We start from the raw sequence: 14,663 nt of genomic DNA, 5'->3' as shown, positions 1-14,663 counted from the left end.
CCGCCCGGCTTGTCACGCCTTGACGAGCGGAACCTTCGGCACCTTCGAGCCGCTGGGCCCAGGCGCGGGGCCTGCACCCTCGCCCGGCTTCTTCACCTTGGCCGCGCCCGTGCTGCGCCGACGCGGCGCGCGCTTGGCCTTGACCGGCTCGATCTTCTCGGGCTTGGGCGTGATCGGCCCTTCCGGGAACTCGAAGCCGAGCGTGGTGGCGCCTTCCTCGTCGGTCTTCACGACCACGCGGACATGCCCGCCAGTGCGCAGCTTGCCGAACAGTACTTCGTCGGCGAGCGCCTTCTTGATGTGCTCCTGGATCACCCGGCCCATCGGCCGCGCACCCATCTGCTGGTCGTAGCCGCGCTCCACCAGCCAGGCGGTGGCCGCGTCGGAAAGCTCGATCGTGACGTTGCGGTCGGCGAGCTGGGCTTCCAGCTGGAGCACGAACTTCTCCACCACCAGCGCGATCACCTCGTTGTTGAGATGCGCGAAGGTAATGGTCGCGTCGAGGCGGTTGCGGAACTCCGGCGCGAACAGGCGGTTGATCGCCTCCACGTCGTCGCCCTCGCGCTTGGTACGCGTGAAGCCGAAGGCCGACTTCGACAGATCAGCCGCGCCCGCATTGGTCGTCATGATGAGGATGACGTTGCGGAAATCCACCTGCTTGCCGTTATGGTCGGTCAGCTTCCCGTGGTCCATCACCTGCAGCAGGATGTTGAACAGGTCGGGATGCGCCTTCTCGATCTCGTCGAGCAGCAGCACGCAATGCGGATGCTGGTCGATGCCGTCCGTCAACAGGCCGCCCTGGTCGAAGCCGACATAGCCCGGAGGGGCGCCGATCAGCCGCGAGATGGTGTGCCGCTCCATATATTCCGACATGTCGAAGCGCAGGAGTTCCACACCCAGCGAGGAGGCCAGCTGCTTGGCCACCTCGGTCTTGCCGACGCCGGTGGGGCCCGAGAACAGGTAGGAGCCGATCGGCTTCTCCGGTTCGCGCAGGCCGGCGCGGGCAAGCTTGATCGCCGAGGCCAGCGCCTCGATCGCCCTGTCCTGCCCGTAGACGACGCGCTTGAGCGTGGTCTCCAGCGCCGCCAGAACCTCGGTGTCGGTCTTGGAGACGGTCTTTGGCGGGATGCGGGCGATGGTGGCGATGGTCGCCTCGATCTCCTTCACGCCGATGGTCTTCTTGCGCTTGGCCTCCGGCAGCAGCATCTGCGCCGCGCCCGATTCGTCGATGATGTCGATCGCCTTGTCGGGCAGCTTGCGGTCGTGGATGTAGCGGGCCGAAAGCTCCACCGCCGCTTTGATGGCCTCGTTGGTGTAGCGCAGCCGGTGATAGTCCTCGAAATAGGGCTTGAGGCCCTTCAGGATCTCGATCGCGTCCGGCACGGTCGGCTCGGGCACGTCGATCTTCTGGAAGCGGCGCACCAGCGCGCGGTCCTTCTCGAAGTACTGGCGGTACTCCTTGTAGGTGGTCGAGCCGATGCAGCGCAGCGTCCCGGAGGCGAGCGCGGGCTTGAGCAGGTTGGAGGCATCCATCGCCCCGCCCGAGGTCGCGCCGGCGCCGATCACCGTATGGATCTCGTCGATGAACATGATGGCGTCGGGATAGGCCTCGATCTCCTTCACCACCTGCTTGAGGCGCTCCTCGAAATCGCCGCGGTAGCGGGTTCCGGCGAGCAGCGCGCCCATGTCGAGCGAGAACACGGTCGCCTTCTTCAGCACGTCCGGGACCTCGCCATTGACGATGCGGCGTGCAAGGCCCTCGGCGATGGCGGTCTTGCCCACGCCGGGATCGCCCACGAAGAGCGGGTTGTTCTTCGAGCGACGGCACAGCACCTGAATGGTGCGCTGGATTTCGCTGTCGCGGCCAATCAGCGGATCGATCTTGCCTTCGCGCGCCTTCTTGTTGAGGTTCACGCAATAAGCGTCGAGAGCGTCGGCCTTCTTCTTGGTCTCTTCCCCGGTCTTCGTCTCCGTCTCCTCCTCGGCGCCGCGGACCGGACGACTTTCCGACATGCCGGCGCGCTTGGCGATGCCGTGGCTGATGTAGTTGACCGCATCGTAGCGGGTCATGTCCTGCTCTTGCAGGAAATAGGCCGCGTGGCTCTCCCGCTCGGCGAAAATGGCCACCAGCACGTTGGCGCCGGTGACTTCCTCGCGCCCGGAGGACTGGACGTGAATCACGGCGCGCTGGATGACGCGCTGGAAGCCGGCCGTCGGCTTGGAATCCTCGCCGCTATCCTGCACGAGATTGTCGAGCTCGGTGTCGATATATTCGACCAGATTGCGGCGCAGCTTCTCGGTGTCGACATTGCAGGCGCGCATGACCGCGGCGGAATCCTGATCGTCGACCAGCGAGAGCAGCAGGTGCTCCAGCGTGGCGTATTCGTGATGGCGTTCGTTGGCGAGCGCGAGGGCCCGGTGAAGCGACTGCTCGAGGCTGCGGGAGAAGGTGGGCATCGGGACCTCTTCGTTTAGCCGTCGCGGAGCGTCACTTCTTCTCCATGACGCACTGCAAGGGATGCTGGTGCTTTCGCGCGAAGTCCATCACCTGGGTGACCTTGGTTTCGGCCACTTCATAGGTGTAGACACCGCACTCGCCCACGCCATGCTGATGCACGTGCAGCATGATCTGGGTCGCCTCCTCCCGATTCTTGGTGAAGAAGTGCTCCAGCACATGCACGACGAACTCCATTGGCGTGTAGTCGTCGTTGAGCAGGAGCACCCGGTAAAGGCTGGGCCGCTTCACCTGCGGCTTGGTGCGCGTGATGACCGCCGTGCCCGGCGCGTTGTCGTTGCGCCGGCGACGCTCGTCGTCGGCCATCAGGGTGTCGGGCAGCTTGGTCATCACGGTTGCAGACATTCGGGCGGGACCTTGCCGGACGGATGCCCGGGGTTACGGGATGTATAATATGTACGCCTGACGGGCGGCGCCAGAGGCACGTTGCGTATCCGCCGTCGCATTCCGGTGACCATCGCCCCTCGCGCCCTGCGCTTTCGCCATTTCCGCCATGTCATCTCGGTGACAGGGATGGCCTCGGGCGGCAAAACGAAAAGAGGCCCGGCGCGGGCCGGGCCTCCTTCACAATGTCGCGGGCGACGCTGCATCCCTGCTGCTCCGCATCAAACGGAGCCGCCGGCACGGCGCCAGGCCCGGAATCAGGCCCTGGACTCAAGCCTGGGACTCAAGCCTGCGGGCAGCCCTCGGTGGGCCGCCGCCGGCGAACCGGCCTCACTTGACGGCGGGCAGCTTGCCGAGCACGCCTTCGTAGGGCTTGTAGGCTTCCTTGGCGAGATCGGCATAGAGCTCGCCGATCTTGGTCGCCTGGGCGACATAGCTCTCGTAGGCGCTCTTGAAATAGGTGGACTGGATCTCGACCGCCTTGTCGATGGTCTTGGCGCCGAACAGCTTCTCAGCGACGGCGGTGCCTTCCTCGAACGACTTCTTGGAATAGTCCGCCACTTCGACGGCGATCGCCTGGACGCCCTTGGACACGGTGCCGAAGCTCTTGACCGCGAGTTCCATGTTGTCCTTGCCGAGCTTCTGAACGTCTTCGAAATTCTGCATCATGATCCAGCTCCTTTGATGCCACCACGCGGCGCCGAGGCTTGCTCGCCCGCGTCCAACGGGATCGCGTTTCCCTGATTGCAACCCTAATGCGGCGCAGCATCTCCGTCAATCGATTTTTGTGCAGTGCAATATGACGCCCGGCGGCGTCGGAGCCACCGGCATACCTGCCCTTTTTATCGCCACAAGGAGCGGCTTGATGGCCGGCAGTTTACCACTTCGTAACCGCATCCTTTTTAAGGTTGCGGTAGTGATTGCCCGGCAACGTTCCTTGACTTTTCGAGGCTAAGGGGCCGGCGGCCAAGGCCGCTCCCGGTGTCGGGCTTTCGCCGGATTTACAGGTTCCGGCTCGAACCGGAACCAAATAGCGGGACGGATAGATGCGGGTTCCGGTGATCATTGGCACTTGTCTGGCGCGAGCGGGCGTGGCGCTACTGGCGGTTTCGCTGCTTGGCGCGGGCGTTGCCGATGCCGCGACGAAAAAGAAGAAGCAGGCGCGCAACAAGTCGGTCGTGACCCGCACGGTCGCCACCAGCGGCGTGTGGAAGCGCGGATATTCCGACATCGTCATCGACGCCAATACCGGCAAGGTCCTGCACGAGGACAATGCCGACGCCCTGCGCCACCCGGCCTCCGTCACCAAGGTCATGACGCTCTACGTGCTGTTCGAGCAGCTGGAATCGCGGCGCATGACGCTCGGCACCCAGCTGCGCGTTTCTGCCTATGCCGCGGCGCAGCAGCCTTCCAAGCTCGGCGTCAAGGCGGGCTCGACCATCTCCGTCGAAGACGCCATCCAGGCCTTGGTCACGCGCTCGGCCAATGACGTCGCCGTGGTCATCGCCGAGAACATTGCCGGCGATTCCTCCAGCTTCGCGCGGCAGATGACGCAGCGCGCCCGCTCGCTCGGCATGTCGCGCACCACCTTCAAGAATCCGAACGGCCTGCCCGATCCGCAACAGGTGACGACGGCGCGCGACCTCGCCACGCTCGGCCGCGCCATCCAGGAGCGCTTCCCGCGCTATTATGCGTATTTCTCCACCCGCAGCTTCGTCTATCGCGGCGTCACCATTCCCAGCCACAACCGCATGTTCGGCCGGATCGAGGGCGTGGACGGCATCAAGACCGGCTATACCGCAGCCTCGGGCTTCAACCTGCTGACCAGCGTCAAGCATGAGGGCCACTACGTCATCGCGGTGGTGATGGGCGGCACCAGCGCCGGCTCGCGCGACAACCGGATGGTGGCGCTGCTCAACGACAGCCTGCCCCGTTCCTATGCCGGCCGGCAGATGGTCGCCCGCATGAATGCCGCCCCGGCCCTGTCGACCGATGACGAGGCGCCGGCCGCCGAGGTGGCTGTCGCCGAGGAGCCCGAGGCGGCTCCGGTTCCCGCGCCGCTGCCCCCTCCGGTCGTCGCCACCCGCGCTCCCGCCACGATCGCGGTGCCCACCGCCAGCCCGCGCCTCGCCATGGCTTCCGCCGCCGGCACCGACATGCTGACGACGGCCTCGATCCCCACGCCGGCCCCCGCCCCGGCCCCCGTTGCGCGTGAAGCCGCCCCCGCGGCGCAGGTCGGCACCGCCCAGCCGATCGTCCCCGTTGCGGTCAAGACCGTCCCGGTGGCCCGCCCGGCCGCCCCCACCGCCACGCTCAGCAACCAGCCCGGCATTCTCGGCACGCTGTCCTTCTCGAGCGTGGATGGTTCCAGCCCCGTCGCGATGTCGGCGACAACAGCCCAGACGGCGCCGGCCCAGCGCGCGATCAAGCAGGTCAAGCTTGCCAGCGCCGGTCCGACCGAGCTTCCCCGCCAGGAGGCCGAGGCGGCCGAGACCACGGCCCGTCCCCGTGCCGGCGGATGGGGAATCCAGATCGGTGCCTATGGCAGCGAGGCGGATGCGCGCGCGCAGATGGCGAAGGCCAGGGAGAAGGCGTCCGGCCAGCTCGCCAGCGCCGAGCCTTACACGGAGCAGGTCGCGAAGGGCTCCTCGAAGATCGTTCGTGCGCGCTTCGTGGGCTTCGACGCCCAGGCCGCCGCCCAGAAGGCCTGTCAGGCCCTCAAGCGCAGCGCCTTCAGCTGCATGGTCTTCCGGAACTGACGGGTGAAATCAATGTATCTCGAGCAAGACGTCCTTGGCTTCGTTCACCCGGGCAGCGAGATAGTTCGACCCGCCCTGATCGGGATGGAGTTTCTTCATAAGGGATCGGTGGGCCTTGCGGATGTCATCCGCCCCCGCGCCCGGCTGAAGCCCCAGGATCTGGTAGGCCTCCTCTTTCGTCATCGTGCCGCTGCGCGGCGGATGAGCGCTCCGCCCGCCCATGTCGCCCTGAGCGTGTTCACGCCAGCCGGGCGCCCGGCGGTCAAGATATGCTTCGAGTAGCTGACGGCTCTCGGGGTCGAGGTCGAGGGCGAGCCGGGCAATCTCCGGCACGGGCAACCCTTCGAGCGACTGGCCGGCCAGCGATCCGCTGATCACCGTGCCCGACAGCCGCCCGCTATCATGGTCGAGCACCATGTCGAGCGCGGCGGTGCGGACCGAGGAGGTCCGGCCCTTGCTGGGCTTGAGCCGCTGCCAGGGCAGCGCGTTGCCGAGGTTCCAGCCAATCAGCGACAGGCCGAATATGCCCAGAGGCAGCGCTGTCTCGAAATGACCGCGCATTCCGAGGAAGCCGGCCACCAGCAGGGTGAGCGCGCCCCCGACCATGCGGCCCATGCGCGCCAGCGACTTGGAATCCGCCCGCCCGAAGGCCTTGAGGCCATAATAGAGCAGCGCGACGATGGCCGCGCCGATGAGAAGATTGATCATTGTGAATCCCGCATCGCGGCGAGGAGCTGGCGGGCGCCGGCGGAAGACGCGGACAGCGCGGTGAGGGCCTGCGTGCCGCCCGCGGCATAGCGCGCGGCGGCCCGCAGCAGGGCCCGCAATTGCGCGCTCGCACCGGCATCGAACCGGCACCACGCCCCTTTCGTCAGCCGCGCGATTTCGCGGAAGGCGCGCTCGGCGCCCGGGTCATGCCCCTCCTGGAACAGGAATACCGGGATGCCGCGCACGGCCAGCGGACCGGCCTCCGCGCAGAGGTGATCGAGCGTCTCCTCCATGGCATCGCCGATGAAGACCACCGCGCCGAGCGGCCCGCGCGCGGCTTCGGCGCCGGCGTGCTTGAGCACCCGGCCGATCTGCGTTCGCCCGCCGCGACACGCGATCCGCCCCATCAGCGCGCCGAACCGGGAGGCATCGGCGATCCAGGGCGATGCCCGGCATTCGCCGATGCCGCGATAATAGACCAGCTGAATGTCGAGCCCGCCGACCGCCGCCGCTTCCTCGAACATCTCGGCCTGCAAGGCGCAGGCGAGATCCCAGGTCGGCTGTCGGCTCATCGTGGCGTCGAGCGCGAAGATGAGCCGTCCGCGGCTCTCCACCGGCGCGGGAGGGCGGGCGCGCACCTCCGCGAGGAAGGCCGCGACCTGCGAGGTGGCGGACGGGAGGGGAACTGTGGGTCGTGTCTTGTCTGAAGTCATGATCATCCGCCGGATTCGGCGCGAGTGTAGCGGCGACCTCGCCGTCTCGAACAGCCTCCTCCCGAACGGTTGACCGGCGAAGGCCGCCGGCCCGCCGCGTGCGGCGCAGCATGACGCGCCCGAATGGGCGCGCCCGCCGCATGGGCGCGCCTGCGACGGGCGCCCCCATGCCGGGGAATTCCCTTGGCGACGAAAAGGCATTAGACCACGACGCGCTCTTCCCGCCCCTGCCCTTCCGCCAGCGGATGAACCATCATGCCGTCCTCCTCGCCCCGCATCCGCACCCTTCACACCGTTGCCGAACTGCGCGCGCAGCTGCGTGCCTGGCGCGCGGGCGGCGAGCGGGTGGCTCTCGTGCCCACCATGGGCGCGCTGCACGCCGGCCATGTGGAACTGATGAACGTGGCGCGGACACTCGCGCAGCGGATCGTCGTGTCCATCTTCGTCAACCCGACGCAGTTCGCCCCGACCGAGGATCTCGGTCGCTACCCCCGCACGCTGGCGGCGGACCTGGAGAAGGCCGGCGCGGCGGGCGTGGACATCGCCTTCGTGCCGGATGTCGCAGAAATGTATCCGCCGGGCTTCGCCACCACCATTTCGCTCGCCGGCCCCGCGCTCGGGCTGGAGACCGATTTCCGGCCGACCCATTTCGCCGGCGTCGCCACCGTGGTGGCCAAGCTCATCCTGCAGACGGGGCCGGACGTCGCCCTGTTCGGCGAGAAGGATTACCAGCAGCTGCAGGTGATCGCCCGCATGGCGCGGGACCTCGACCTGCCGGTGGAGATTGTCGGCGTGCCGACGGTACGTGAGCCGGATGGCCTCGCCCTCTCCTCCCGCAATGTCTATCTGAGCGCGGCAGACCGCGCCGCCGCGCCGGCCCTGCATCGCGCGCTGCAGGGCGCGGCGGCGGCGATACGGGCCGGCGGCGATATTGCGGAGGCGGTGGCGACCGCGCGGGCGCAGGTGAGCGCCGCCGGCTTCGCGCTCGACTATCTGGAGGCGCGCCACGCTCGCAGCCTCGCCCCGATCGCCGCGCGCGAGGAAGGGCCGATCCGGCTGCTGGTGGCCGCGCGGATCGGCGCGACGCGCCTCATCGACAATATCGGCGTCGACTGAATGCGGCGGTTTGCTCGGGTCAGACCACGCCGAAATAGCTGACCGCCATGCCGAGGATGACGAGCACGAGGCTGATGCCGAGCACGTAGCGCATCGGTCGCACCTCAACCGCCTGCCGCTCTTCCGGCCGCGCCTTGACAACGACCTCGCCGTCCTCGACCACGCGGCGATCATCCGTATCCTGGGTCATCCGTTCGCTCCGTTGCTGTGGCTTCGGAGGGACAACGCCCAGTGGGGGTGTGAAGTTTCCCCAAGGGGATCAGAGCAGGCCGAGCGCGCGCAGTTCGCGCCGTAATTCGTCCGGCAGCGGAGCCTCCTCGCCGCCGGTGGCGAGGTCGGGCGGCGCATCCTTGGCGGCGAGATAGCGCCAGCCCTGGAACGGACGGCTCGGGCGCGGGCTGACCCGGTGGACGACCGGATCGAGCACCAGCCGGCAGCGGCGGATGCCATCCGCATCCACGAAGGGCCGGATATCGGACAGCACCTGCCGGCAGGCGACTTCGCCCTTGATAACCCAGTAGAGCGAGCCGCCGGCCAGCAATTCGTCATTGCGCGTCGGCACCATGCGGGTGGTGTGGAACGGTTCGGCCGGCTCGCCCCGCGCGATCCTGGCGGCGCCATTCTCGGCGATCCATTCCTCCAGGTCCTGGACCGATTCGGCACCGACACAGAGCTTGAGCAGATGAAGCGGCATGTTCGAACGGTTTCGGGCCAGGGCGTTTTCGAGCGAAGGGGATACCGGTTCACGAGCCTCACCCTGATTCAATGAAGCGGGGAAAGGCTCCGGGGAAGCAGTCGCGGCGCGAACCGCCAGCCGCGCCTTATACGCGCTTCACCACCGGCCAGTCGACCTCGTCTTCCGGCAGCACCTCGCTCTCCGCCAGCGCCAGCGTCTTCCATTCGACAAAGGCGGAATGCGCGTGGATCGCATCGACATAGGCGAGCGCGACCGGGCCGACCTCGATGCCATAGGTGCGGATCCGCGTGGCGACCGGCGCATACATCGCATCCGCCCCGCTGAAGGCGCCGTAGAGGAACGGCCCGGCTTGCCCGTCACCCTGCCCGAAACGCGCGCGCGCCTCGCTCCAGCGGCGCTCCAGCGCCCGCACGTCCTTCAGCGCCGCCTCGGGCAGTTCCCGGGTCTCGATCGGCCGCCACAGGTTCATGGGCGCCACCGAGCGCAGGGCGCCGAACCCGCCATGCATCTCGGTGGCCAGCGAGCGCGCATGCGCCCGCGCCACCGGATCGGCCGGCCAGACGGCCTTGCCCGGAAACCGCTCCGCCAGATGCTCGAGGATGGCGATGGATTCCCACACCACGGCCGGCCCGTCCAGCAGCACCGGCACACGGCCCGCCGGCGAATGCGCCCGCACCTGCTCCTTGAAGTCGGCCGCGCCGAGCGACACCGTGGCCTCCTCGAACGGAATGTCGAAGGCCTTGAGGGCCAGCCAGGGCCGGAGCGACCACGAGGAATAGTTCTTGTTGCCGATCACCAGCTTCAGCGTCATGGTCCGTCTCCCACACGAATGGTTGCGCAGGATCGACCGGGCGACGCCGCGAGGCAAACGCACAGATGAAATGCCGGCCATCAGAAGCGGTGATGGCGCGACCGACCTGCCCCGCTGCCAGGCCGCCTGAATCAGAACGGCCCGGACCTGTGCCCGGGCCGCGATCCGCGGCGGTCATGGATATCCATTGAATGGCTGTCGTGAAGTAGCCCGGTCAGCCCGCAGCCACCTGGACGGCCTGAAAGCCGCCGAACAGGTAAACCAGTGCCACAAGGGCCAGGAAGGCGATGACAGTCCAGCGTGCGACTCCCCAACAGGAGCGCTCGGATACGGAGTTCATCGAAAATCCCTAGATTGATTGGCCTCCGCACGCGCCGGATGCGACTCCGGTCTCAGCGCGCGACGCATTGATATTTAATGAAACGTGAACTTATTCGCAATCGCAAAATGGTCACAATGCCACGCGTCGCGCGCAACCCTGACACGCGGCGGTCGCCGAATCGGGTATTCCTTGAGCAGGTGCTGCCTGCGGAACGGGCCGGCATGATTGCCGGTGCGCCCGGCCAGCGTCGGTGCGGTGCGCCGATCTTCATCCGAGATGTGAGGTTCGTGGCGTAAGGCGATGTTGGGATTTACCGCTTTGGACGGGCTTGCCTTCGCCGCCTTCCTCGTGGCGTGGGCTGCCTATCACCATTTGATGGAGGGTGAATGGGCCGAACGGCGCTCGTTCAACCGCCGCATGGACCTGTTCCGCCTCGAATGGATGCAGCGCATGCTGGCGCGGGAGAACCGGATCGTCGACGCCCAGATCGTCGCTGCGCTGCAAAACGGGACGGCCTTCTTCGCTTCCACCTCGCTGCTCGCCATTGGTGGCACGCTGGCCATCCTGCAATCGGCCGACGCGGTGATGGCGATCTTCTTGGACCTGCCCTTCGTCACCTCCAACCGCTCCAACTGGGAGCTGAAGACGCTGGGCCTGACGCTGATCTTCGCCAATGCCTTCTTCAAGTTCGCGTGGGCCTATCGGCTGTTCAACTACACCACGATCCTGCTCGGCTCGACGCCGCCGCCCGCCGAGGCGGGAAGCGCCCACGCGCATGCCCATGTGCTCAAGGTCGCCCGCATGGCGACGCTGGCCGGCCGCCATTTCAATCGTGGACAGCGCTCCTTCTTCTTCGCCATCGCCTATCTCGGCTGGTACGTGAACGCGTGGGCGTTCATGGCGGCGACCACCGCGATCTTCATCGTCATGACCAACCGCCAGTTCGGCCGGGATGCCCACTGGGTTCTCGACGACGGGGATTCCGATCCACTGGCCATGTCCCGGAATGCCGGGATTCATCGCGACAACGAGCCGGATGCCAGCTGATGAGCGAAACACACCCGCCCGCCCCCACCGCCGAACCGAACTCGCCGGATCTGGAGACGGAGGCGGCGATCCTTCACCTCGCCGCGAATGCCCCCAAGGGCCGGTCCATCGCGCCGGAGGATGTCGCCCGCGCGCTCGTCGACGGGCCGGACTGGCAGGCCCGGTTGCCGCGGGTGCGGCGCGCGGCGCTGCGGCTGGCCCATGAGGGGCGGCTGGTGATCTATCGCAAGGGCAAGCCGATCGACCCGGACGAGTTGCGCGGCGTGTACCGGCTCGGCCTGCCCTCCGGCTCCGATACCGCCGGCACCCATGACACCGAGGGCACGGCCGACTGAGCCTACGGCGCGGGGAACAGCGCGTCGGTGCGCCCGGTCCAGTAATAGGCCGCGAGGCCGATCCACTGCCGCAGCGCGGTATCGAAGAAATCGAGCCCCTGCGCCACGGAATCGAAAGGCTGCCACCCGGGCGCCTGCCCCGTCGTGCGGAAATCGACGGGATAGGCGACCACCGGAAATCCCGCGGCGCGGAAGCAGCCCATGGCGCGCGGCATGTGCAGGGCGGAGGTGACGAGCAGCCAGCGCTCGCCCGGCTTCGGCTCGGCCAGCGCGCGCGAGAACCGCGCATTCTCCGCGGTGTTGCGCGAGCGCGTCTCGAACGCCACCCGCGCGGGATCGACGCCCAGCTGCGGCAGCGCCATCCGCACCACGTCCGCCTCCTGCATCGCTGCCGGAAGGAGCGCGCCGCTGCCGCCCGAGAACAGCAGGCGCGCCTGCGGATAGCGCCGGCTGAGATCGGCCAGCGCGAACATCCGTTCGGCCGATTCCTGGAAGGCCGGCTGGCCGCGCGCGGCGGTGATGCCAGGCAGTTCGGCGCCGCCGAGCACGATGACGCCGTCCACCGGGCGGCCATCGTCGACGAAGGGCGGGAAGCGCTCCTCGAGCGGCACGGTCAGAAGCCGCCCGAACGGCCCGAGCCCGGCCAGAACCAGCCCGATCACCCCGATGGACGTGAGCACGGCGCCGACCCGCTTCCAGCGCGCGAGGACGAGGAGCCCGGCGAGGGCGATCATGGTCAGCAGCGTCGACGGCACGCTGACCATCCAGAGCAGCTTGGACGCGGCAAAGAACATCGCGGTCCCCGCTCAGTTGACGAGGCGGGGGTGCCGGGCGGAATCGGGCCGCTTCGCCCGTTCGAGATAGCGGTCGATGCTGCTGAACGGCACGGGGCTGGCGAGCAGGAAGCCCTGCACATAATGACAGCCGACCGATTGCAGGTAGCGCAGCTGGTCGCGCGTCTCCACGCCCTCCGCCGTGACCGTGATGGCCAGCGCGCGGGCCAGCCGCACCACGCAATCGATGATGGCGGCGGCGTCGTCGCTCTGGCTGATATTCTGCGTGAAGCTGCGGTCGATCTTGATCGTGTCGACCCGAAAGCGGCGGATATAGCCGAGCGATGAATAGCCGCTGCCGAAATCGTCGAGCGCGATGCGGATGCCCATGCTGCGCAGCGCGGAGAGCGCGGCGAAGGCTTCCGCGTGGTTGCCGAACAACAGGTTCTCGGTGATCTCGATCTCCAGCCGCTGCGGCGGGAAACCAGTTTCCCGCAGGATGGCGGCGACGGAACCCGCGAGGTCGTGCGAGCGGAAATCGACCGGGGAAAGGTTCACCGCCAGCTTCACTTCGCCCCAGTCGCGCGCCTGGGCGCAGGCGCGGCGCAGCACCCACATGTCGAGCTCGGTGATGAGGCCGGTCTGCTCGGCGACCGGGATGAACTCGCCGGGCGAAATCAGCCCCTGAAGGGGGTGGATCCAGCGCACCAGCGCCTCGAAGCCGACCACGACCTCGCCGCTGACAGAGAATTGCGGCTGGTAGTAGACGGTGAGTTCGTCGTGCCCCAGCGCCCGCTTGAGCTCCAGTTCGAGATCGCGGCGCCGGATCAGCTCGCGTTCCATGCTGGGCACGAACAGCCGCAGCGCACCGCGCCCCTCGGACTTGGACCGGTAGACGGCGATATCCGAGCGCCGGATCAGCTGGCTCGCCTCCGTCCCGTGATCGGGCGCGATCGTCGCCCCGATCGATCCGCCGATCACGAGCATCTGTCCGGCAATCGATACCGGCTGGCGGATGGCATCGAGCACCACCGCCCCGATCGCCGCCACCTCGTCGTCTTCCGGGCCGACCGTGGCGAGCAGCACGAACTCGTCGCCGCCGAAGCGGGCCGCCAGCATGCCCGGCAGGTCGAGCGTGTTGAGGCGCTTGCCGATCTCGGCGAGCAGCAGATCGCCGGCATAGTGGCCCAGCGTGTCGTTGATGTCCTTGAAGCCGTCGAGGTCGAGGAACAGAACGGCGAGCCGTTGCTGCGGCGTCACGCGCGGAAGACGCTCGGCGAGCGCGCGCATCAGCATGGAGCGGTTGGCCAGCCCGCTCAGCGAATCGATATAGGCGAGCCGCGTGGCCAGCGCCTCGCTGGCGGCAATCTCGCGATTGGCGCGACGGGCGTAGAAGAGGATGATCGCCGCCGCCACCAGCAGCAGCACGGCCGTGCCCAGAAGGGCGGGCAGCAGCGCCCGCAGCAGTGCCGCGCCGGGGTTCTCCGGCTCCCAGTTGAGCCAGGCGGGCGCGATGGCGCCATCGTGAAACGGCACGGCCACCGACAGCCGCTCCGGCGACGGGGGCGTGTCGGACACCGCCGGATTGGTGACATGCAGTTCGGCGACCACGTCCCGCAGGAAGTCCCCATCGAGGAAGATCACCGTCACCGCGACCGGCGGCACCCGCTTGGGCGAGACCACGCGGCCATAATCGGGGGTGATGCTGATGGCCCCGACCAGCGCCGGCCGGCCCTCGATACGCAGATACCCGGCCCGGAAGATAGGCTCCACCTGGCGCGGCCGCGTGTTCTCGCTCGCGCTGCGCGGAGCGACCTGTGCGAGCCGCGTGGCCTGGTCGAGAAAGGCCGCCTGCACCCCGCGCACCAGCGGCATCAGGGCCTCCGAATCGAACGGCGCGCGCTCGACCTTCACCAGTGTTCCGTTGACGGAGGCGTAGCCGAGCCCGCCTTCCAGCACGACATAGGAGCGGTCGTGCCCCTGCGTCTCGTGCAGCCACTGGCCGAAATTCTCGTGAACCCACTCGGTGTCGAGGAAATAGGCGGTGCGCAGCACCGACTCATCCCAATGCGCGAAGCTCGCGAGGTCGCGCTCCATGTCGCCGGCGCGCCGCTGAAGCGAATCCAGCATCAATTCGGCCCAGCGCGCGCGGGACGCGGCATCGACCCGCTCGGCCGCGATCAGCGAGAAGGCGACCATGGCCGCGATCGCCGCCGCGATGACCATGGCGACGGCCAGAATGGTCCGGTCGCTCTTGGGCGACGCCTCGTTCCCGCGTATGCCGGCCGACGGGGTGTCGTGAGGCGGGAAATCGGGAAGACGACCGGTCGGCGCCCTCATCCCTTTGCCTCCATGGATTCGCCGGCCACTCTAGCGAGATCCCCACATATAGCTTCAAGTAAATCAATCTTGGACTGCGCCGTCTACCTGTCGTCGCCGCCCGTCCACGCCTCCCATTGCGCCCCGCGCGCCAGGGCGGCGCG

14 protein-coding genes are annotated in these 14,663 nt (G+C 67.8%); 4 read left to right on the top strand and 10 right to left on the bottom strand.

Annotated elements, in window-relative coordinates:
* Positions 1-12: 12 nt before the first annotated feature.
* From clpA to QOZ99_RS07650, 3 genes are all read right to left on the bottom strand, one after another.
* A complete protein-coding gene (clpA, locus tag QOZ99_RS07660; RefSeq protein WP_306889386.1) occupies positions 13-2,457 on the bottom strand; it encodes an ATP-dependent Clp protease ATP-binding subunit ClpA in 2,445 nt (814 codons plus the stop codon).
* Between the two features lie 31 nt (positions 2,458-2,488).
* On the bottom strand, positions 2,489-2,821 hold the full coding sequence (gene clpS, locus QOZ99_RS07655) for an ATP-dependent Clp protease adapter ClpS (protein WP_306889678.1): 333 nt from the start codon (positions 2,819-2,821) through the stop codon (positions 2,489-2,491).
* 408 nt (positions 2,822-3,229) lie between these two features.
* Positions 3,230-3,568: a phasin family protein gene (locus QOZ99_RS07650; protein WP_183189323.1), complete on the bottom strand. Its 339-nt coding sequence runs from the start codon at positions 3,566-3,568 to the stop codon at positions 3,230-3,232.
* A 377-nt stretch (positions 3,569-3,945) separates the two neighbouring features.
* Here QOZ99_RS07650 and QOZ99_RS07645 point away from each other — a divergent pair, with 377 nt between their 5' ends.
* Positions 3,946-5,658: a serine hydrolase gene (locus QOZ99_RS07645; RefSeq protein ID WP_306889385.1), complete on the top strand. Its 1,713-nt coding sequence runs from the start codon at positions 3,946-3,948 to the stop codon at positions 5,656-5,658.
* Between the two features lie 9 nt (positions 5,659-5,667).
* Here the strand turns inward: QOZ99_RS07645 and QOZ99_RS07640 are convergent, their stop codons facing one another.
* Entirely contained in the window at positions 5,668-6,366 is a 699-nt protein-coding gene (locus QOZ99_RS07640; protein WP_306889384.1) for a DnaJ domain-containing protein, read from the bottom strand.
* Positions 6,363-7,079, bottom strand: a complete 717-nt coding sequence (locus tag QOZ99_RS07635; protein WP_306889383.1) for a VWA domain-containing protein — start codon at positions 7,077-7,079, stop codon at positions 6,363-6,365. Before QOZ99_RS07635 ends, QOZ99_RS07640 begins: the two co-directional genes overlap by 4 nt.
* A gap of 255 nt (positions 7,080-7,334) precedes the next feature.
* Between QOZ99_RS07635 and panC the strand changes: the two genes are divergently transcribed.
* The gene (panC, locus tag QOZ99_RS07630) at positions 7,335-8,195 is read left to right on the top strand and encodes a pantoate--beta-alanine ligase (protein ID WP_306889382.1); all 861 of its coding nucleotides are present in this window, start codon (positions 7,335-7,337) and stop codon (positions 8,193-8,195) included.
* Between the two features lie 19 nt (positions 8,196-8,214).
* On the opposite strand, the gene QOZ99_RS07625 is transcribed toward panC, so the two are convergent.
* The 3 genes from QOZ99_RS07625 to QOZ99_RS07615 all read right to left on the bottom strand — a co-directional run bounded on the left by QOZ99_RS07625 (position 8,215) and on the right by QOZ99_RS07615 (position 9,703).
* Positions 8,215-8,385 (bottom strand): hypothetical protein, encoded by a 171-nt coding sequence (locus QOZ99_RS07625; protein ID WP_306889381.1) that lies wholly within the window; start codon positions 8,383-8,385, stop codon positions 8,215-8,217.
* Between the two features lie 69 nt (positions 8,386-8,454).
* Positions 8,455-8,889, bottom strand: a complete 435-nt coding sequence (locus QOZ99_RS07620) for a DUF1489 family protein (RefSeq protein ID WP_306889380.1) — start codon at positions 8,887-8,889, stop codon at positions 8,455-8,457.
* A 127-nt stretch (positions 8,890-9,016) separates the two neighbouring features.
* Positions 9,017-9,703 carry a glutathione S-transferase family protein gene (locus QOZ99_RS07615; RefSeq protein ID WP_306889379.1) on the bottom strand — a complete coding sequence of 229 codons (687 nt, stop codon included), beginning with the start codon at positions 9,701-9,703 and terminating at the stop codon, positions 9,017-9,019.
* A 640-nt stretch (positions 9,704-10,343) separates the two neighbouring features.
* Here QOZ99_RS07615 and QOZ99_RS07610 point away from each other — a divergent pair.
* Together QOZ99_RS07610 and QOZ99_RS07605 are read left to right on the top strand one after the other, a co-directional pair.
* Positions 10,344-11,072, top strand: a complete 729-nt coding sequence (locus tag QOZ99_RS07610; RefSeq protein ID WP_306889378.1) for a DUF599 domain-containing protein — start codon at positions 10,344-10,346, stop codon at positions 11,070-11,072.
* On the top strand, positions 11,072-11,407 hold the full coding sequence (locus tag QOZ99_RS07605; protein ID WP_306889377.1) for a DUF3253 domain-containing protein: 336 nt from the start codon (positions 11,072-11,074) through the stop codon (positions 11,405-11,407). Before QOZ99_RS07610 ends, QOZ99_RS07605 begins: the two co-directional genes overlap by 1 nt.
* Before the next feature lie 2 nt (positions 11,408-11,409).
* Here QOZ99_RS07605 and QOZ99_RS07600 read toward each other — a convergent pair whose 3' ends face one another.
* Both QOZ99_RS07600 and QOZ99_RS07595 read right to left on the bottom strand, forming a co-directional pair.
* Positions 11,410-12,201 (bottom strand): YdcF family protein, encoded by a 792-nt coding sequence (locus QOZ99_RS07600; protein ID WP_306889376.1) that lies wholly within the window; start codon positions 12,199-12,201, stop codon positions 11,410-11,412.
* A 12-nt stretch (positions 12,202-12,213) separates the two neighbouring features.
* A complete protein-coding gene (locus QOZ99_RS07595; protein ID WP_306889375.1) occupies positions 12,214-14,520 on the bottom strand; it encodes a putative bifunctional diguanylate cyclase/phosphodiesterase in 2,307 nt (768 codons plus the stop codon).
* Positions 14,521-14,663 lie beyond the last annotated feature (143 nt).

The sequence above is a fragment of the Ancylobacter amanitiformis genome (assembly GCF_030814815.1).
Taxonomy (GTDB): domain Bacteria; phylum Pseudomonadota; class Alphaproteobacteria; order Rhizobiales; family Xanthobacteraceae; genus Ancylobacter; species Ancylobacter amanitiformis.
The sequence above is the reverse complement of the archived record's forward strand: the minus strand, read 5'-3'. Positions and strand labels throughout refer to the sequence as shown.